Raw genomic sequence first — 17,633 nt, 5'->3', positions numbered from 1 at the left:
CCTCAGCGCCCGAGGAGCAAGGGGATGGTGCACACATGTTCATCCAAGGAGGTATCCGCCCACTCGCGCTTGAGGAGCACCACATCGTTCACCCGGTGCTCGGCGGTGAAGGATTCGCGCCCCAGCAGCGCCCAAGCCTCCTCGAACTGGGCTGCCTTCAGCCCATCCGCCACTACCAGCTCAGCCCGGTCGGCCACCTCCACGCCCAGCTTCTTGATCCTCCGATTGGCGCGGACGTGATCGGCGATGCGCTGCCGCATGGTCGCCAGCGATCCTGGCGCCGCCACCTCGATGCAGATGCGGCGACGGTCGGGCGTATGCGTCAACCCCTCCAGCCGGAGCGTGAAGCCCGGAAGGCCGGCGACCGCGCGCGCCACGGCATCGCCCAGTGGCCGCTCATACTCGGGCGGCAGGTCGGCCTCGAGCAGCTGGATGCCGGGCAACCGGTAGAAGCCCGCGAAATCGCCGATGCGGTCGCGGAGCTGATGGCGCACCTGCATCACCCAGGCCTGCGCCGCGCTCGGTGGATCGAGCGTCACCCGGTAGAGGCAGGTGTACACCAGCGCATCGAAGAGCGTCAATGCATCCTTGGAAGCCTTGCGCGGCATGGGGCAAAGGAACCCTCCCGGCCTTGGGGACCCCACCCCTGCCATACGCCACTTACGCACCGTGGCCCGGTGAATAGCCGACGATCACCGCCCCTCCAGCACCCGCTGCACATAGCCCACCCACTCCATGGCCGGGATCCCTTCATCCAGATAGTGGTCGGGCTGTATGCCCATCACGTCCACCGGCATGCGGGGGAGGCGGTGGCTCATGCTCATGGAATAGCCGAGTTCGTAACAGCCATCGGGCGATGTCACGCGCCGCATGTTCGACACGTCCAGCACGCCCTTGGTGGGCCACCCGAAGAGCTTCACCTTCGCGCTGGTGCGCGCTTCCAGCAGGAACTGCTCGTCGGTGCTGCCGTTGCCCTCGTTGCAGATGATGCCGACGCGCTGCGGGAGCGGGAGCACCGTATGCGCGCTGTCCACGGACCAAGGCTGCTCGTTCAGCTCCAACCAGGTACCTGGGGCAGCGCGCATGCGCGTGGACACGTCCATGCACCAGCGCCCGTTCTCCGTGTCACGACCGAACATGTCAGCATAGGCCTCGTAGCCCGCCGCGTTCAGCTCGGTGGAACGCAGCTTCACGCCTACTGATCGCATCGGCCCTGTGTAGAGGTAGGGGATCAGTCCGCTGTAGCTCGCATCGCTGCCACCGGTGCCGTAGCGGATGTCGATGATCAGGTTCTCGGTGCCCCGGATAAGCGCATCATTCGCGTTGAGCACGCTGTCGATCAGCGGCTTCTGCTCGAAGGCGAAGGAGGGGATGCGCAGGTAGAGCGTGCGCTCACCAAGGCGCTCCAGGAAAGGCTGCTCGGCATCCATGGCCCGCAGGTGGATACGTTCCGCCTGCGAAAACGCCGGTTCGGGCAGCTGGCGCATCCACACGCCACGCATCTGCAGCATGCTCCCGCTGCCACCCAGCAGGGAGGCCTCCACCGGCTCCGGCGAGTGATCGCCCATGTAGAAGGTGCCGGTGAATCGGCCATTGGCTTGCTGCTGCAGTTCCGCCTTCACCTCGCCGGGCCTCCAATTCCTGTTCTCCGAGGCCAGGATCACCGCATCGAAGCGCGAAGCGTCCTTCGCCTGGCGCACGATGCCCACGCGGTAAGGGCCCATCGTCCACACGCCCTCCAAGGGATGGCGCGCGCTGCCCGCCTTCTGCAAGCGCTTCACCAGATCCGCTTCGGAGAGCTTCACCGAACGCGCTACGGGCATGGCCGTCGGCTGCGCCGCGGATCCTGCCGACGGTGGTACTGCAGCCTGCCCCTGCTCCGTTGGCCCGATCCCGATGTGCCCCTTGCGGAACCAATGCAGCCACTCGTTCAACACCTCCGTGCATGCCAGCAGATCGCCGCTCTGCTCCGCACGGCTGCGCATGGCTTCGGTGTGCTTGGTGTACTCCGGCATGCCCTTGCGATCCACCACCAGCTGGAATCCAGCGTCGTTCCCCTCGAAGGTGCTCACCATCCAGTTGAATGCGGAAGGGCAATCGCAGGGCTGCGCGGAGGCGCCTGTGGCCAGCATGAAGGCGAACGGAAGCGTGATCCGGGTGCATTGCATACAGCGAAGCTCGGAAAACGCGAGCGACTCCGCAGGGCCGATCACCTCAGCCGAACGCGACCTGCACCTACCCCGCGTCAGTCGCCCCTCCAGGCCGGGCTCCTGTGCCGCGCATCCCCGCACCGCGGCCCGACCGCCTGGACATCGCGAGGGATGACCGGGACCGCAACCCGCGCGCACCGCAAGACGGGGCCGATTCAGCTTAGCTTCGGCGCCCCGCGGACAGAATGCGGGCCATCGCCATGCACAACCCCGCCCGCTTCCTGCTCCTCTGCTTCGCATGGGCCACCAGCAACCTCCTCTCCGCCCAGCGCAAGGACGTCGCCGTGGTGACCTTCTATGTGGACAGGTACATCAGCACTTCCGACCTGAACAGCAGTGCCTCCCTGGTCGCCAGCCTGAGCACCTTGGCCAAGGACGAGCGCTTCGACCTCACCTCGGTGCTCGCCAAATTCCACGATGACTTCTTCACCAACCACGCGAAGCAGTTCAACTTCAGCTTCCTTCCCGAATCGGAGGTGACCGGCAACCCGGAGTACCAGGCCTTCGTGAGCAGGTTCGGCGAGTCGGAACAGGATGGCACGCAGCCGCTCGATGGCATGATCCCCTACCCCGGCTACAAGGTGCTCATCCCCAATGCCCTGAAACGGGAGAACAGCAACAAGATGAAGATGCTGGAGATTTTCAAGGGAAAGGCGGATGGGGTCATGTTCATCTCGCTCGGGTTCAAGTTCCAGCCCAAGGTGGCGATCGGCGGCATGGGCAGCGCAGGCATCGCGGCCGTGATGAACCTCATGCTCTTCGATGGCGAAGGCAACAGGGTCTTCAACTTCGTGGAATACGCGCCAGCCAATGGATCCGTGGCCATGGTGATGGGCATTCCCGTCGTCGAGCTGGAGGAGATCAAGCCGCTCTGCGAACAAGCGGCCGAGAACCTGCTGAGGGACCTGGCCGGCAAAATGCCGAAGCTCATCAAGAAGGTGGAGAAGAAGTTCTGACCACAGGGCCTGCTCACCTGTAAGCTCCCCCAAGATCAGGTGCGTGGGATAGAAGAAACCCACAACCAACCTGAACTTTGGAGCGATGAGAAAGAGCAAGTGGACGGAAGCGCAGATCGTTGCGATGCTGCGCGAGCATGAGCAGGGCCGCAAGGTGGCGGACGTCTGCCGGGAGCATGGCGTGAGCCAGCCAACCTTCTACCAATGGAAGGCCAAGTATGGCGGCATGTGTAAGCTTCCCCGAAGTTCGGCCATTCATTGCTGGAGGTGAAGTGATCCTTGGCCCCGCGGGGCCAAGGATCGCTTCGGCCGGCCAGGGGCTACATTCAACCACACGTAGCCATGAGAAAGAGCAAGTTCACCGAGCATCAGGTCATCGCCATCCTCAAGCGTCACGAGGCTGGCTCGAAGGTGGCCGACCTGTGCCGCGAGCACGGGATCAGCAACGCCACGTTCTACCAATGGAAGGCCAAGTATGGCGGCATGGAGCCCAACCAGGTCAAGCAGCTGCGTGACCTGCAGGAGGAGCTCAGCCGCCTGAAGCGCATGTACACCGAGCTGAGCATGGTGCATGATGCCTTGAAGCAGGTGGTGGAAAAGAAGTGGGGCGCCTGACGAGAAGCGCGAGATCGTTCAGGCGATGATACAGGAGCACAGCATCTCCGAGCGCCAAGCCTGCGGCAGCGTGGGCTTGGCGCGCAGCACCGCGCAGTACTGCAAGACCCCAGCGGATGACACGCCCATTATCCAGGTCTTGGAACAGCTCACCCAGAAGCACCCGGCCATCGGGGTGTGGCAAAGCCATCATCGGATGCGCTTGATGGGTCACCTGTGGAACTTCAAGCGGGTGTATCGGGTCTACACCGGTCTGGGCCTCAACATTCGTCGCAGGGCCAAGAAACGGCTGCCTGCACGGGTGAAGCAGGCGCTGTTCCGTCCTGCTGGTCCGGACCAGGTCTACAGCATCGACTTCATGCATGACAGCCTCTGGGACGGCCGGACCTACCGCTTGCTAAATGTGATCGACGACTACAACAGGGAGGTGCTCGCGATCGAGGTGGACACCTCACTGCCCGCACTGCGCGTGATACGCGTGCTGGAACGCATCAAAGCAGTGCGTCCGCTGCCCAAGATGATCCGCGTGGACAACGGCCCGGAGTTCATCAGCGCCAAGCTCGACCACTGGTGCCGCGAACACGGCATTACCTTGACCTACATCCAGCCAGGCAAGCCCACCCAGAACGCCTACATCGAACGCCTCAACGGCAGCATCCGTCGTGAACTGCTCAGCGCCTACGTGTTCCGTACCTTGGACGAGGTGCGCGAGAAGGCCGATGAGTGGATGACCGATTACAACCATCACCGCCCACACAAGGCGCTTGGCTACCGGCCGCCAGCGCCCATCCGATCCTAAACCTATGCCCCAGGAGCCTCTAGTTATGATCGGCCCGAAAACAGGGGAAGCTTACACATGGGCGTGAGCGAGCTCAAGGAGCTGCGCGCGCTACGTGAGGAGAACACCAAGCTGAAGCTCAAGCTGGCCGACACGATCCTGGACCGTGACATCCTCAAGGAGATCCTGGGAAAAAAGCCCTAGGGCTCGCCGAGAAGCGTGAGATGGCACACTGGCTTGTGACGCAGTGCAAGCGGAGTGTTCGGCGAGCCTGTAAGCTGCTGGGATTGAGCCAAAGCGTGTATCGCTACGAGCCCATTTCCAAGGACGACATCGAGGTGATCGAGCACATGAACCACTGGGTGACCAAGAAGCCGACCTGGGGTTTTTGGAAGGTGTACAAGCGTGTGCGAAAGGACGGACGTATCGTGAATCACAAGCGCCTTTACCGGCTGTACATCGTGGCCGGCCTGAACCTGCGCCGCCCCACCAAGAGGCGCGTGCCCGAACGCGTGAAGGAACCGTTGTGCCTGCCGATCGGCCCGAACATCACCTGGAGCATGGACTTCATGGCGGACCGGCTCCTGAACGGCAACAAGCTGCGCACCTTCAACGTGATCGACGACTTCGGTCGCGAGGCGCTGAACATCACCATCGACACCTCGATCCGTGCCCAGTACGTGACCCGCGAACTGGACAAGCTGATCGAGTGGCGCGGCAAGCCTGAACGCCTGCGCGTGGATAACGGCCCGGAGTTCATCGCCCAGGAGATGGAGCTCTGGGCCGAGCGCAACGGAATAGAGCTGACATTCATCGAGAAGGGGCGCCCCATGCAGAACGGCTTGATCGAGCGCTTCAACCGCACCTACCGCGAGGAAGTGCTTGATGCCTACCTCTTCGAGAGCCTTGAGCAGTTGAGGCAGCTTACCATCGAGTTCATCTGGAGCTACAACAACGAACGCCCCCACGATGCGCTCATGGATCATACCCCGCGCGAGTTCCTGTTGAAATGTGGACAACTCCCTGCCCACTACACAGGCTCACGCGCGGACTTCCCCACATTCCAACAGGACGATCACACCGACATCACAGAAAGTGTGATCTTTAGGAACTCGCGCGCCTGATCAGGGGGAGCTTACAAAGTGACCTCGAAGATGAACTTGAGGAGTGTGAGGATCGCTTGAGGGACTGCAATTGACCGAAGCTGCTACTTCTTGCGCCATTGGAGACCGGAGCCAGCGTCTTCCTGCTCTGGAGAAGAGCATATGTGAAATAGGCTCTGCTTGAAGCCAATGGGCATTGTCTAAACTTTCTTCCAAAGGAGAGTACCGCATGTGTCGGCCACAACCTGCCAATCCAACGGTATTGGGCGCACGACGTTCTGCTCTTCGAAGTGGGCCATCGTGCTCATGTACGCATACCTGAAACCGATCTTCTTCATTGCTCGCGGATGCAGGGCCACGTTGAGCTCTTGGTATGCAGAGCTAACACTGGGGTAAACAACTCCATCGAACAAGCCGCCATCAGGAGTTCGGCTATGGTTCAATACCCTATCTGCGTAAAGTATCGAAAGGCTGTAGTCACCGTCTGACTCTACTCTCGTCTTGGCAAACTCAGATGTAAATATCTCAAGCATCTCCAATGCCACCTCAGGGTCCATCGCGCCGCTGAGTGCGAAGCCTTGCCTCACATGATCCTTCTGCCCCTGAGTTTCCTCAATCATGCTCTGATATCTTACCGGGTCAATGTGCATTGCCTTTTGCAGTGCGGCATGATCATATCCAATCCTCGCCAAAACAAGCGGCTCCCTTATGCCCCACTGTCCGCAGGTTACGTTGACTCCGTTAGGAGGCGTATCACGAAACCCTCGGGTCAGAGCTTCCAAGCATGCGGATGTGTACTGATTGCACGCATAGAACAACGGTTGCCTTGCTCTATTACACCTCCCCGCTGCGATGTGCTGCGCATGATAGTCAGGACAAATTGATAGTCGTTCCACATGCTTGAAAACGGGCTCTGCTTCTGAATTGCCTTGTGCACGGAAGAGCCAGTGACCATTTCCCTCGTAGTTCTGAGGAACCGGCAGCCTATCCGCTATAAGCATAGCAATGGGAACCACAGGGACAAATTGCCAGAGCTCCCGCTCAAGATCCTCGATAGGAATGCGGTAGATGTGGTCCTTAACCCGACGCAAATACTCTACAGCGCGCTTCTCCTCGGAACTCATCTGTATCACCCCACCAACTCCTTATTCCTATTGGGAATGTCCTCCTTGCTGAAGGCCACCTGTTCGTCCTGCTCCTTCAGCTTCAGCACCAGCTCCAGGGCATCGGGCACCACGTCGCTGCAGAGCACCACGAAGGCGCCTTTCGGCGCGGTGCCGATGGCGTGGCGGATGGCCTCCTCCTCCTTCTTCATGATCTTGAAGGGCTTGTTGGGGTCCACCTCGTGGATGCCCTTCACCAGCAGCGCGATGATCTCATCGTCGGTCTTGCCGCGCAGGTTGCGGTCCTGACGGATGATGATCTCGTCGAACATGCGGGCGCTGAGCTTGCCCAGGTTCACGGTGTCCTCGTCGCGGCGGTCGCCCACGCCGGCGATGACGCCGATCTTGGGCGTGTCGGGCACCTTGCTGAGGAAGCGGCCCAGCGCCTCGAAGCCGTGCGGGTTGTGGGCGTAATCGACCACCACCTGGAAGTTGCGGAACTGGAAGAGGTTGAGGCGGCCGGGCGTCTGCGCCGGTGAAGGCACGAAGGTCATCAGGGCCTGGCGCAGCTCCTCGATCTTCACGCCCTGCGTGTAGGCGGCGAGCACGGCGGGGAGGATGTTCTGGACGTTGAACACCGCCTTGCCGCCGTAGGTGAGCGGCACGTTCACGGCCTTCTCGATGCGCAATTTCCACTCGCCCTTGCTGATGGTGATGAAGCCGTTCTCGTAGATGGCGGCCAGTCCACCGAGCTTGCAGTGCTGGCGGATCAGGCGGTTGTTCTCGTCGAGGCTGAAGAGGGCGATCCTGCAATCGCACTGCTTGCGCATGGCCATCACCAGCTCATCGTCGGCGTTGAGGATGGCGTAGCCGTCCTTGCGCACACTGCGCGGCACGGTGCTCTTCACGTGGGCCAGCTCCTCCAGGGTGTTGATGTCCTTCAATCCGAGGTGGTCGGCGGCCACGTTGGTGCAGATGCCCACATCGCAATGCTCGAAGCCGAGGCCGCTGCGCAGCATGCCGCCGCGCGCCGTTTCCAGCACGGCCATGTCCACCAGCGGGTCCTTCAGCACGAACTGCGCGCTGGCCGGGCCGGTGCAATCGCCCTTCATCAGCATGCGGTTCATGATGTACACGCCGTCGCTGCACGTCATGCCCACCTTGTAGTTCACGCTGCGCATGATGTGGGCGGTGAGGCGCGTGGTGGTGGTCTTGCCGTTGGTGCCGGTGATGGCGATGATGGGGATGCGGCTGGGCGCGCCGGGCGGGAAGAGCATGTCCACCACGGGTTCGGCCACGTTGCGGCCGATGCCTTCGGTGGGCTCCAGGTGCATGCGGAAGCCGGGCGCGGCGTTCACCTCCAGCACCGCGCCGCCGGTCTCGGTGAGCGGCTGCGTGATGTCGTCCGTCATGATGTCGATGCCGCAGATGTCGAGGTCGATGATGCGCGAGATGCGCTCGGCCATGAAGACGTTGTAGGGGTGCACGATCTCCGTGACATCCGTGGCGGTGCCGCCGGTGCTGAGGTTGGCGGTGGCCTTCAGGTACACCACCTCGTCCTTCGTGGGCACGCTGTCCACCGTCATGCCCAGCTTGGCGAGGATCTTCTCGGTGGCATCGTCGATGTCGATCTGCGTGAGCACCTTCTCATGGCCGAAGCCGCGGCGGGGGTCCTTGTTCACTTCGGCCACCAGCTGGGCGATGGTGCTCTTTCCATCGCCGATGACGCAGGCCGGCGTGCGCTTGGCAGCGGCCACGAACTGGTGGTTGATCACGAGCAGGCGATGGTCGAGGCCGGTGATGTAGCGCTCCACGATCACGCTGCGGCTGATCTCCTTGGCCTTGGCCAGCGCGGGCACGGCCTCCTCCCATCTCTTGATGCCGATGGTGGCGCCACGGCCGTGGTTGCCGCCGATGGGCTTGATGACGCAGGGGTAGCCCACCACTTCCAAGGCATCCTTCAGCCCTTCCTCGGTGCGCACCACGCGGCCCTTGGGCACGGGAATCTCGTAGCTCTCCAGCAGCTGCTTGGTCTCCTCCTTGTCGCAGGCGATCTCCACGCCGATGTTGCTGGTCTTGCTCGTGATGGTGGCGCGGATGCGTTTCTGGTGGACGCCATGCCCCAGCTGCACGAGGCTCTGACCGTTGAGGCGCAGGTAGGGGATGCCGCGGCTCACGGCCTCCTGCACGATGCTGCCGGTGCTGGGGCCCAGTCGGCTCTCCTCGCGGATCTCGCGCATCTGCTGGATGTCCGCCTCCAGGTCGTAGGGCGTGCCATCGATCAGGGCCTGGGCGATGCGCACGGCCGACTTGGCCGCGAACAACCCCACGGGCTCCTCGATGTAGCTGAAGACCACGTTGTACACGCCGCGCTCGCTGGTGCTGCGGGTGCGACCGAACCCGGTCTCCATGCCGGCCAGGGTCTGGATCTCCAGGGCGATGTGCTCGATCACATGGCCCATCCAGGTGCCGCGCTTGATGCGTTCCCAGAAACCGCCCTCGTGCTCCTCGCTGCAACGGTGGCTGTACGTGCTGGGAAGCAGCGTGGTGATGCGCTCGTAGAAGCCGGGGATCTTGTCGGTGGGCTTCTCCTCCAGGTCCTGGATGTCGAGCCGCATGATGATGAGGTGGTGGCGGCGGACGGACCAATGGTTGGGGCCACGCATGGCCTTTAGCTCGAGGATGCGCATAGGTTAAGGTGCTTGTCCGGAGTTGGGGGTTGCCGGTTGCAGACCGGGGTAAGCCGGGCTCAGCAACCGAGCCGGACCAATATAGCAAGGTCCCTTGTTCATACTTCGGCCACCCGGGGCTCACGGGTTCCGGCCGGTCCTCTACTTTGGCGGCCTGGGGCGGGGGAAATCCAACTGCATGACACCCAAGGGAAAGCTCATCGCCATCGGCGGCAACGAGGACAAGGGCCAGGAACCGGAGGGCGGCCACAACACCAAGGTCTACACCCACAGCTTCATCGAGGAGGGCATCCTGCGGCGCGTGGTGGACGAGATCGGGGGGCCGCAGAAGCGGATCGCGGTGATCACCAGCGCCAGCAGCATCCCCGAAGAGGTGGGGGAGAACTACATCGCCGCCTTCGGCCGGCTGGGCGCCACCAACATCGATGTGCTCGACATCCGGGAGCGCAGCGATGTGAAGCCCGACATGATCAAGCGGCTGGCCAAGGCCGATGGCGTGATGATGAGCGGCGGCAACCAGCTGCGCCTCACCACCATCTTCGGCGGCACGGCCTTCCTGCGGCTCATGCAGCGCCGCTACCACGAGGAGGCGGGTTTCGTGATCGCCGGCACCAGCGCGGGCGCCATGTGCATGAGCAGCACCATGATCTACCAGGGCCACAGCAGCAGCGGCCTCATCAAGGGCGGGGTGAAGATGACCACCGGGGCGGCCCTCATCCACGACGTGATCATCGACAGCCATTTCGTGGAGCGCGGTCGTTTCAGCCGCCTCACCCAGGCCGTGGCCGCCAACCCCTCGGCCATCGGCATCGGCCTGGGCGAGGACACCGGCGTGGTGATCACCGGCGCCGACATGCTGGAGACCGTCGGCAGCGGCCAGGTGATGATCTTCGATGGCCACGACATCACCTACAGCGACTACGCCGACGTGGGCGAGGGCGAGCCCTTCAGCATCGAGGGCATGAAGGTGCACATCATCAGCAAGGGCTACTGCTACAGCGTGAAGCGCCGGCAGTTCACCGGCGTGCGGGTGGGCCTGAAAGGGTGAGGCGAGGGATGTCCGTGAGGCCCCGTCGCCCTGGAGCCCTTTCGGAGCCATGGGTCGTGCGGGACCCAGACCGGATCCATACCGATGCTCAGCGCCTTACAGCTTGCCTGAGCACGGCCGTGAAAAAAACTGAACAGCCGCGCCTGCGTGACCGAACGGGCCTTTTTTCGCGGGCATGCTCGTTCGATGTTCTGCTTGCGCCGGGGTGCTGGCCGCGCTCAGCGCATACGCGCAGGATCCGGTGGCCCCGGATGGCGACGCGCTCGACAGCCTCTACATCAGCGAAGTGGAGGACGCGCCGGGGAAGCCCAAGCTGCTGCACGCCGAGCCGCTCTTCATCGACCTGATCCGCGACCTGGGCGCGCGCAAGGGCGAGCGCGAATGGAATGCGGGCCTGGGACTCACGGACAACCTGGGCTACGACACCTACCAGATGCTGGTGGAGTACGAATTCGCGCCGGTGGACCGCCTGGGCCTTGAGATCGAGGTGCCCGTTACGCTGTATGCGCCGCAGCGCAACGGCCGGGAGGCGTCACGCCCGCCCGACCGCGTGGAGAGCCTGAAGCTGGCGGCGCAGTGGACCTTCCTCGTGGCGGAGCGGGCCAAGGCCTCGATGGCCCTCGGGTACATCAACGAACTGGTGCTGCCCGACCTCGGCGACCGGCGCGCCGACCTCATCACCGGCAACATCTTCAACCCCTTCGTGGCAGCCGCCAAGCGCTGGGGCGACAACCTCCACACCTTGGTGTACACCGGGCCGCACATCATGCAGGACCGCAAGGCCCATCGCCCCCACATCCGGTACGACATCAACACCAGCCTGCACTACATGATCACGGGCACGCGCAACTTCGTGGGCGTGGAGCTCAACAAGAGCGTGGAGGAGGGCGACTTCGACATGACGATACGCCCGCAGATGCGCGTGGGCATCGCGGACAACCTGCTCGTGGGCATCGTCACCGGCATCCCCGTAGAACGCGAGAACCAGCGCTTCAGCACCTTCGTACGCCTGATCTGGGAGCCGGGGCACCGCCACGGCACGCACTGAGTGCGCCCAGGGCACCGGCTGCCCGGCTACCTTTCACCACCGGTCCTCGCATGCGCTACGCCCTGCTGCTCCCCCTGGCCCTGCTCCTCTCCGGCTGCACCATCGGCCGCTTCTTCGTCTGGAACTTCGCCGATATCCGCGACCACCGGAAATTCCCGTCGCGGCCCCTGGCCGCTGCGGCTGAGCCGTTCCGCTATGCGGCAGCGCCGCAGGAGAAGGCACCGCGGTACAAGGTGGAGGACGGCAAGGAGATCCCCTTCGACACCTGGCTGAAGGACCACCGCACCGTGGCCTTCCTTGTGATCCGACGCGACACCATCGTGTACGAGCGCTACTTCAAGGGCTACGACACCGCGCAGGTGCACCCCTCCTTCTCCATGGCCAAGAGCGTGGTGAGCATGCTCATCGGCACGGCCATCGCCGACGGCTACATCCGCGATGTGCAGCAGCCGGTCACCGAATTCATCCCCGAGCTGAAGGCGCACGGCTTCGACAAGGTCACCATCGAGCACGTGCTGCAGATGACCAGCGGCATCGACTTCACCGAGAGCTACGTGAACCCCTTCGGCACCGTGGCCAAGTTCTACTACGGCCGCGACCTCACGAAGTACACCCTGAAGCTGAAGCTGAAGCGCGAGCCTGGCACGAAGTGGGAGTATGTGAGCGGCGACACGCAGCTGCTCGGCCTGCTGCTCACGCGCGCCCTGCGCATGAAGGGCGATGAGCGCACGCTCACCCGATACCTCAGCGACCGGCTGTGGACGCCGCTGGGCATGGAGTACGCAAGCTCCTGGAGCATCGATCGGAAGAAGGATGGCATCGAGAAGGCCTTCTGCTGCATCAATGCCCCGGCCCGCGACTTCGCGAAGCTCGGCTCGCTCTACCTGAAGAAGGGCCAGTGGCGCGGGGAGCAGCTCGTGCCGCGCGACTGGGTGGAAACGAGCATCAAGCCGAGCAGGGAGCAAGGCGGTGCGGGCTTCTACCGCTACCAATGGTGGCTGCCCTCGGCGGAGGGCGACTTCTGCGCGGAGGGGATCCTGGGCCAGTACGTGTACGTGGACCCGCAGCGCGAGCTGGTGATGGTGCGCCTGGGCAGCGGCAATGCGGGCCTCGATTGGACGCAGGTGTTCCGGTCCATGGCGCCCGCCTACTGATACCGGGGCCTGCCGGGGTACCTTTGCACCCCATGAACGACGAGCCGACCATCCGCCGCTTCCGCACCGTGGCCCTCGCCGAGGGCATCAGCTTCCTGCTCCTGCTCTTCATCGCCATGCCCTTGAAGTACATAGCGGGCATGCCGCTGGCGGTGAAGTACGTGGGCTGGGCGCATGGCGTGCTCTTCGTGGGCTACTGGGTGGCGGCCGTACCGCTCTTCACCAAACTGAAGTGGGATGCCGAGCGCGTGGTCGGCCTGGGCCTGGCCTCCGTGCTCCCCTTCGGCACCTTCGTGCTGGAGCGCAAGTGGCTCCGGTGAGGAACCGGCGCAGGCGCTCCTGACGGCCGTCAGTCGCCGCTCGACGGAGGGCCCTATCTTCACGTCAAATCAATCACCATGGACCATCAACGTGGATCGGGGCTGCTGGCCTTCCTGGGAGGCGCGGCCGTAGGTGCTGTCGTGGGGCTTCTCCTGGCCCCGCGCAGCGGCAAGGAAACGCGCGAACGGATCGTGAAGCGCGCCGAGGATGCACGCGACGACCTGGACGAGCTGATCGATAAGGCCCGTGAGGAGTGGGGCAAGGCGCGCGGACGCGCTGCCAGCACCGCCACCCTGACCAAGGAGGAGGTGAACGACCTCATCCGCTTCCTCTTCGAGGAGGGCAAGGACCTGGCCGGGCGCATCCGCGATGACGTGAAGACCTCGACAGACGCCACGGCCGAGCGCGTGCGCCATGCGGCCGATCACATCCGGCATGGGGCCAACTGAGCGACCTGACGGAACGGGGCCTGACGCCGGGCCGGCGGAGTTCTTCGAGGACGTAGCCGGCACCGTGATCGCCATGGTGCGGGCCGAAGGCACGCGCGTGCGCCTGGTGGTATCGCGCAAGGCCGGCGCTTTCGCGGCCAGGGCGCTCCTGGTGCTGGTCGCTTTCTTCCTCATCACCATCGCGGCGGCCTTCCTGTGCCTGGCCTGGGGCCTCTGGCTCGGCCAGCTGCTGCAGGATCCGGCCTTGGGCATGCTCATCGCCGGGGGCTCCTTCCTGCTGCTGCTCCTTCTGTTCTACCTGCTGTGGCGATGGGTGCTGCGCGACCGCATCATCCTCGCCGTGGTGAACGCCGCGAACGACCATGGCTGAGCGCTTCCGTTCGGTGGCCGAGGTGGACGCTGAGATCCAGCGCCTGCGCGACGTGCGCTCACAGGAGCGGCAGCGCCTGCAGCGCACGCTGAAGGCCGTGGCCGACCCTGTCTTCAGGCGCAACCTGATGTACAACGGCGTGCGGCGCACGCTTGCGGGCGTGCATTGGCTGCAGCTCCTCGGCGACATCTTCCTGCCCGGTCGTGCGGCGGAGCGCGATGCCGCCGCGGACAACGCGCGCCAGGAGCCCGATGCGGGCCGCATCGCCGGCGGCCTGCTGCGCATGGCGCTGCCGGGCCTGCTGGCCTGGTTCCTCACGCCGGAGCGGCTGGAGCGCCTGGGCGCCGAGGCCGGCCGCAGCCTGATGGGGCTGCGTGCGCGGTGGCGCGAGCGCCGCGCGGGCCGCAGTTCCGGCTGATCGGCGGACGGATCGCGTTCCTTTGGGCATGCCCGCCACCGATGCGCTCCTGCGGTATGTCCTGGTGCTGGCCGCCGTGGCGCTCAGCGTCACGGTGCTGCACTTCGGCCGCGACCTCCTCCTGCTGATCCTCGCCAGCGGACTCTTCGCCTTCCTGCTCCTCCCCTTCGCGCGGCGCATGGAGCGCGTGATGCCGCGCTGGGTGGCGGCGCTGCTGGCCACCATCACCCTGCTGGCCGTGGTGCTCGGCGTCTTCTTCGTCATCGGCTGGCAGCTGGCCCGCTTCGGGCAGGAGCTGCCCGCACTGCAGGAGCGCTTCGCCGCCAAGGGCGACCAGCTGCTGGGGTGGATCGAGGCGCGCACCGAACTCGACCGGCGCGAGCAGATCGCCTGGTTCAATGCCCACGTGAGCGAATTCGCCAACTGGGGAGGCAAGGCGGCCCTCTCGCTCTTCTCCGGCACGGGCGCGGTGCTCACCGTGGTGGCCCCCATCCCCTTCTTCGTCTTCCTGCTGCTGCTGCTCAAGGACCGCTTCCGCACCTTCTTCCTGCGGCTCGGCACCACGCGCGAGGGCGCGGTGCTCGACGTGATGGTGCGCATCAGCGGCCTCTCGCGCAAGTACCTCGGCGGCGTGCTCACCGTGGCGGCCATCTTCGGCGCGCTGTGCTCGCTCGGCTTCCTCGCCATCGGCCTCAAGTACGCCGTGCTCCTCGGCTTCCTCCTGGCCATCCTCAACGTGGTGCCCTACGTGGGGGCGCTCGCGGGCAGCCTGCTGCCGGTCTTCGTGGCGCTCGTGACCCGCGATAGCGCGCTGCATGCCGCCTCGGCGCTGGCCGTGGTGCTGGTGGTGCAGTTCCTCGACAACAACGTGATCACCCCCAAGGTGGTGGGCAGCAGCGTGAGCATCAACCCGCTCGCCAGCCTGGTGGCCCTCTTCGGCTTCGGCGCGCTCTGGGGCGTGGCGGGCATGCTGCTGGCCATCCCCATCACCGGCATGCTGAAGGTGGTGTGCGACAGCATCCCCTCGCTGCAGCCCTGGGGCTACCTGCTGGGCGAGGAGATCGAGACGCCCAAGGAGAAGCGGCTGCACCTGCGGTTCAAGCGGAAGGCGGCCGAGCCGCCGAAGCCCGCGCCGCCGCGCTAGCGGAAGATGGCCGTCTGGAAGACCCCGTCTGCGCCCACCTGCCCGCGGTACATGCCCGAGCAGTTGAAGTCGAGCACGATGCTTCCGTTGCGGTCCATGGCGATGAGGCCCCCATCGCCATCGAGGGGCGGCAGCTTCTCGTGCACCACCACCCGCACGGCCTCGGCGAGCGACAGCCCCTTGTAGGCCATCAGCGCATGCACATCGTGCGCGGCCACGGCGCGGATGAAGCTCTCCCCGTGCCCGGTGCAGCTCACCGCGCAGGTGGCATCGTTGGCGTAGGTGCCCGCGCCGATGATGGGGCTGTCGCCGATGCGCTGCCACTTCTTGTTGGTCATGCCGCCGGTGCTGGTGGCGGCGGCGAGGTGGCCCTGCGCATCGCGCGCCACGGCGCCCACGGTGCCGAACTTCTTCTCCTTGTCGCTGTGGTCCAGCCTGTACACGTCGGTGCCCACGGTCTCCTTCCACTGGTCGTAGCGGAACTGATCGAAGAAGTACTGGTCGTCCTCCAGCTCCACCTTCTGCTTGTGGGCGAACTCGAAGGCGCCGAGCCCGCTGATGAGCACATGGTTGCTCTTCTCCATCACGCGGCGCGCGAGCGTGATCGGGTTCTTCACGTTCTGCACGCTGGCCACGGCGCCGGCGCGCAGGTCGGCGCCGCTCATCAGGCTGGCATCCATCTCGTGCTGGCCGTCGGCATTGAAGACTGAGCCCCTCCCCGCATTGAAGTGCGGCGAATCCTCCAGTGCGCGCACGGCGGCCTCCACGGCATCGAGGGCGGCGCCGCCCGCGGCGAGCACGGCATGACCGCGCCGCAGCGCCAGCTCCAGCGCATCGCGGTAGGCCTTCTCACGGGCCGGGGTCATCAATTCGCGGGCGATGGTGCCTGCGCCGCCGTGCACGGCAAGGGCGATGGTGCTCATTCGTTCGAGGGTCATTTCGGTTGGCGGTGAAAGTAGGCGGTGCCGAGGCCGACGGCCGTGCCCACGGCATAGCCCGCGATCACGTCGGTGGGGAAATGCTTGCCGGCGCGGATGCGCAGGTAGCCCATGAGCGCCGGGGCGCCCGCTGCAGCGATCCAGGCGGCGGTGCGCCAGCCGCGCGGGGCATCGCTGTGCTGCACCAGGCTGGCGCAAGCGAAGGTGATCGCGGCCGTGTTGGCCGTGTGGCCGCTCCAGAAGCTCAGGTGGTCCTTGCGCGCGTCATGAAGGGATGGAGGCACATCGCTGTTGTGCAGGTAGGGCCGGGGCCGGCGCACCAGCTCCTTCACGGTGGTGGTGAGGCCGATGGAGAGGAGGGTGCTCTGGGCGATGATGGCCACCGGCAGCAAGGGCTGCTCACCATGCTGGTTGCGGATGGCCCCGAGCACGGCGGCTCCTGCGGCGATGCCGAACAGCGCATCGCTGGCGCGCGACGCCTGCGGATGCCATAGCCGGGTGGACACGCGGTCGATGGACGGCACCGGGCCCGGTCGGATGGCTTCGGGACGCGGGCGCTGCGCCAGCAGGAGGCCGCTGGTGTTCAGCCCGAGGCCGACGCCCACGATCATCGCCTCGCGGCCCCAGCGAAGGTCGTGCCGGGTCTGCGCATGGACGCTGGTGCCGATCAGCAGCAACGACAAGGCCCGGAGCTTGAGCCCGGGCCTTGGCCAGTGCATGATGCGCGGCACGCTGGGTTCAGTAGGTGATCAGCACCCCGTCGGCCAGGAACATCAGGTTGTGCTCGGCCTCGGTGATCTTCTCGATCTCCTCCTTGCTCTTGCCGGCATCCTCGGCGTAGTGGCGCAACGTGGCCACGTCCACCGTCTCCTTGGTGGCATAGCCCTGCAGCACGGCACGCTTGCCCTCGAGCCCCTTGGTGGGCACGAAGAAGCCGTAGTCCTTGAAGCGCACCATCATCTGCTGGCCCTCGGGCATCTGCACGGTCATCCAGCAGCCCTTCTTGGTGCAGCTGGTGATGATCTCGCACTCGAGCTTCACGGCCATGCTGTCCGAGGCGCTCATGGCCTTGGCGAAGTCGGCGGTGCTCATGGCGCCATCGGCGGTGATGGTGGCGCCATAGCCCTTCACCGTGCCCTGGGCGAGCGCCGCCATCGGCGACAGCGTCAAGGCGATGAGGAAGGTGGCGGTGGCGAGGGAGGCGAAGAGGTGGCTCATGGCGGAGGTGGTTCGGCGGTTCATGGCAGTGGTGCAAAGGTGGCGATGCGCGCCCGACCGGCGCACTGAC

General features: G+C 64.8%; 19 protein-coding genes. 12 read left to right on the top strand and 7 right to left on the bottom strand.

Features of this window, described 5'->3' with window-relative positions; all coding sequences use genetic code 11:
* Positions 1–2: 2 nt before the first annotated feature.
* The gene (locus QY325_00900) at positions 3–608 is read right to left on the bottom strand and encodes a hypothetical protein (protein ID WKZ66498.1); all 606 of its coding nucleotides are present in this window, start codon (positions 606–608) and stop codon (positions 3–5) included.
* Between the two features lie 84 nt (positions 609–692).
* On the bottom strand, positions 693–2,132 hold the full coding sequence (locus QY325_00895) for a S41 family peptidase (protein WKZ66497.1): 1,440 nt from the start codon (positions 2,130–2,132) through the stop codon (positions 693–695).
* Positions 2,133–2,410: 278 nt separating this feature from the next.
* Between QY325_00895 and QY325_00890 the strand changes: the two genes are divergently transcribed.
* The 4 genes from QY325_00890 to QY325_00875 all read left to right on the top strand — a co-directional run bounded on the left by QY325_00890 (position 2,411) and on the right by QY325_00875 (position 5,683).
* Positions 2,411–3,166, top strand: a complete 756-nt coding sequence (locus tag QY325_00890; GenBank protein ID WKZ66496.1) for a hypothetical protein — start codon at positions 2,411–2,413, stop codon at positions 3,164–3,166.
* A gap of 85 nt (positions 3,167–3,251) precedes the next feature.
* Entirely contained in the window at positions 3,252–3,437 is a 186-nt protein-coding gene (locus QY325_00885; GenBank protein ID WKZ66495.1) for a transposase, read from the top strand.
* 71 nt (positions 3,438–3,508) lie between these two features.
* A protein-coding gene (locus QY325_00880) for an IS3 family transposase (GenBank protein WKZ66494.1) occupies positions 3,509–4,580 on the top strand; the annotation gives its coding sequence in 2 pieces (ribosomal slippage) (positions 3,509–3,774 and positions 3,773–4,580; 1,074 coding nt in all).
* A gap of 203 nt (positions 4,581–4,783) precedes the next feature.
* Positions 4,784–5,683 carry an IS3 family transposase gene (locus QY325_00875; protein WKZ66493.1) on the top strand — a complete coding sequence of 300 codons (900 nt, stop codon included), beginning with the start codon at positions 4,784–4,786 and terminating at the stop codon, positions 5,681–5,683.
* 179 nt (positions 5,684–5,862) lie between these two features.
* Here QY325_00875 and QY325_00870 read toward each other — a convergent pair whose 3' ends face one another.
* Together QY325_00870 and cphA are read right to left on the bottom strand one after the other, a co-directional pair.
* Positions 5,863–6,663 (bottom strand): RES domain-containing protein, encoded by an 801-nt coding sequence (locus QY325_00870; GenBank protein ID WKZ68002.1) that lies wholly within the window; start codon positions 6,661–6,663, stop codon positions 5,863–5,865.
* Between the two features lie 128 nt (positions 6,664–6,791).
* Complete coding sequence (cphA, locus tag QY325_00865) at positions 6,792–9,455, bottom strand: cyanophycin synthetase (protein ID WKZ66492.1); 2,664 nt, start codon at positions 9,453–9,455, stop codon at positions 6,792–6,794.
* Positions 9,456–9,633: 178 nt separating this feature from the next.
* Here cphA and QY325_00860 point away from each other — a divergent pair, with 178 nt between their 5' ends.
* The 8 genes from QY325_00860 (at position 9,634) to QY325_00825 (ending at position 15,407) form a co-directional block, all read left to right on the top strand.
* A complete protein-coding gene (locus QY325_00860; protein ID WKZ66491.1) occupies positions 9,634–10,503 on the top strand; it encodes a cyanophycinase in 870 nt (289 codons plus the stop codon).
* Between the two features lie 175 nt (positions 10,504–10,678).
* Entirely contained in the window at positions 10,679–11,551 is an 873-nt protein-coding gene (locus tag QY325_00855) for an HAEPLYID family protein (GenBank protein ID WKZ66490.1), read from the top strand.
* A 50-nt stretch (positions 11,552–11,601) separates the two neighbouring features.
* A complete protein-coding gene (locus QY325_00850) occupies positions 11,602–12,705 on the top strand; it encodes a serine hydrolase (GenBank protein WKZ66489.1) in 1,104 nt (367 codons plus the stop codon).
* A 32-nt stretch (positions 12,706–12,737) separates the two neighbouring features.
* On the top strand, positions 12,738–13,025 hold the full coding sequence (locus QY325_00845; protein WKZ66488.1) for a DUF3817 domain-containing protein: 288 nt from the start codon (positions 12,738–12,740) through the stop codon (positions 13,023–13,025).
* A gap of 78 nt (positions 13,026–13,103) precedes the next feature.
* Positions 13,104–13,475 carry a YtxH domain-containing protein gene (locus tag QY325_00840; protein WKZ66487.1) on the top strand — a complete coding sequence of 124 codons (372 nt, stop codon included), beginning with the start codon at positions 13,104–13,106 and terminating at the stop codon, positions 13,473–13,475.
* Positions 13,462–13,845 (top strand): hypothetical protein, encoded by a 384-nt coding sequence (locus tag QY325_00835; GenBank protein ID WKZ66486.1) that lies wholly within the window; start codon positions 13,462–13,464, stop codon positions 13,843–13,845. Before QY325_00840 ends, QY325_00835 begins: the two co-directional genes overlap by 14 nt.
* The gene (locus QY325_00830; GenBank protein ID WKZ66485.1) at positions 13,838–14,263 is read left to right on the top strand and encodes a hypothetical protein; all 426 of its coding nucleotides are present in this window, start codon (positions 13,838–13,840) and stop codon (positions 14,261–14,263) included. The genes QY325_00835 and QY325_00830 overlap by 8 nt, the downstream gene beginning before the upstream one ends.
* A gap of 28 nt (positions 14,264–14,291) precedes the next feature.
* Positions 14,292–15,407: an AI-2E family transporter gene (locus QY325_00825; GenBank protein WKZ66484.1), complete on the top strand. Its 1,116-nt coding sequence runs from the start codon at positions 14,292–14,294 to the stop codon at positions 15,405–15,407.
* On the opposite strand, the gene QY325_00820 is transcribed toward QY325_00825, so the two are convergent.
* From QY325_00820 to QY325_00810, 3 genes are read right to left on the bottom strand one after another with little or no spacing between them, the layout of a single operon-like run.
* Positions 15,404–16,345: an isoaspartyl peptidase/L-asparaginase gene (locus tag QY325_00820; protein ID WKZ66483.1), complete on the bottom strand. Its 942-nt coding sequence runs from the start codon at positions 16,343–16,345 to the stop codon at positions 15,404–15,406. The two genes, QY325_00825 and QY325_00820, sit on opposite strands and share 4 nt — an antisense overlap.
* On the bottom strand, positions 16,342–17,064 hold the full coding sequence (locus QY325_00815) for a phosphatase PAP2 family protein (protein ID WKZ66482.1): 723 nt from the start codon (positions 17,062–17,064) through the stop codon (positions 16,342–16,344). The genes QY325_00820 and QY325_00815 overlap by 4 nt, the downstream gene beginning before the upstream one ends.
* 19 nt (positions 17,065–17,083) lie before the next feature.
* On the bottom strand, positions 17,084–17,587 hold the full coding sequence (locus QY325_00810; protein ID WKZ66481.1) for a DUF4920 domain-containing protein: 504 nt from the start codon (positions 17,585–17,587) through the stop codon (positions 17,084–17,086).
* Between the last annotated feature and the right edge of the window lie 46 nt (positions 17,588–17,633).

The sequence above is a fragment of the Flavobacteriales bacterium genome, assembly GCA_030584065.1.
In the GTDB taxonomy this organism is placed as follows: Bacteria; Bacteroidota; Bacteroidia; order Flavobacteriales_F; family PHOS-HE28; genus PHOS-HE28.
This window is presented reverse-complemented; position numbering and strand designations above follow the sequence as displayed.

What these genes read in the sequence shown, in the direction of transcription:
- QY325_00820 (WKZ66483.1), bottom strand. Translation starts at nt 16,345, where the DNA reads ATGACCCTCGAACGAATGAGCACCATCGCCCTTGCCGTGCACGGCGGC.
- cphA (WKZ66492.1), bottom strand. Translation starts at nt 9,455, where the DNA reads ATGCGCATCCTCGAGCTAAAGGCCATGCGTGGCCCCAACCATTGGTCC.
- QY325_00835 (WKZ66486.1), top strand. Translation starts at nt 13,462, where the DNA reads ATGGGGCCAACTGAGCGACCTGACGGAACGGGGCCTGACGCCGGGCCG.
- QY325_00860 (WKZ66491.1), top strand. Translation starts at nt 9,634, where the DNA reads ATGACACCCAAGGGAAAGCTCATCGCCATCGGCGGCAACGAGGACAAG.
- QY325_00840 (WKZ66487.1), top strand. Translation starts at nt 13,104, where the DNA reads ATGGACCATCAACGTGGATCGGGGCTGCTGGCCTTCCTGGGAGGCGCG.
- QY325_00815 (WKZ66482.1), bottom strand. Translation starts at nt 17,064, where the DNA reads ATGCACTGGCCAAGGCCCGGGCTCAAGCTCCGGGCCTTGTCGTTGCTG.
- QY325_00885 (WKZ66495.1), top strand. Translation starts at nt 3,252, where the DNA reads ATGAGAAAGAGCAAGTGGACGGAAGCGCAGATCGTTGCGATGCTGCGC.
- QY325_00830 (WKZ66485.1), top strand. Translation starts at nt 13,838, where the DNA reads ATGGCTGAGCGCTTCCGTTCGGTGGCCGAGGTGGACGCTGAGATCCAG.
- QY325_00845 (WKZ66488.1), top strand. Translation starts at nt 12,738, where the DNA reads ATGAACGACGAGCCGACCATCCGCCGCTTCCGCACCGTGGCCCTCGCC.
- QY325_00895 (WKZ66497.1), bottom strand. Translation starts at nt 2,132, where the DNA reads ATGCTGGCCACAGGCGCCTCCGCGCAGCCCTGCGATTGCCCTTCCGCA.
- QY325_00825 (WKZ66484.1), top strand. Translation starts at nt 14,292, where the DNA reads ATGCCCGCCACCGATGCGCTCCTGCGGTATGTCCTGGTGCTGGCCGCC.
- QY325_00900 (WKZ66498.1), bottom strand. Translation starts at nt 608, where the DNA reads ATGCCGCGCAAGGCTTCCAAGGATGCATTGACGCTCTTCGATGCGCTG.
- QY325_00870 (WKZ68002.1), bottom strand. Translation starts at nt 6,663, where the DNA reads ATGCTTATAGCGGATAGGCTGCCGGTTCCTCAGAACTACGAGGGAAAT.
- QY325_00850 (WKZ66489.1), top strand. Translation starts at nt 11,602, where the DNA reads ATGCGCTACGCCCTGCTGCTCCCCCTGGCCCTGCTCCTCTCCGGCTGC.
- QY325_00855 (WKZ66490.1), top strand. Translation starts at nt 10,679, where the DNA reads ATGCTCGTTCGATGTTCTGCTTGCGCCGGGGTGCTGGCCGCGCTCAGC.
- QY325_00890 (WKZ66496.1), top strand. Translation starts at nt 2,411, where the DNA reads ATGCACAACCCCGCCCGCTTCCTGCTCCTCTGCTTCGCATGGGCCACC.
- QY325_00810 (WKZ66481.1), bottom strand. Translation starts at nt 17,587, where the DNA reads ATGAACCGCCGAACCACCTCCGCCATGAGCCACCTCTTCGCCTCCCTC.
- QY325_00875 (WKZ66493.1), top strand. Translation starts at nt 4,784, where the DNA reads ATGGCACACTGGCTTGTGACGCAGTGCAAGCGGAGTGTTCGGCGAGCC.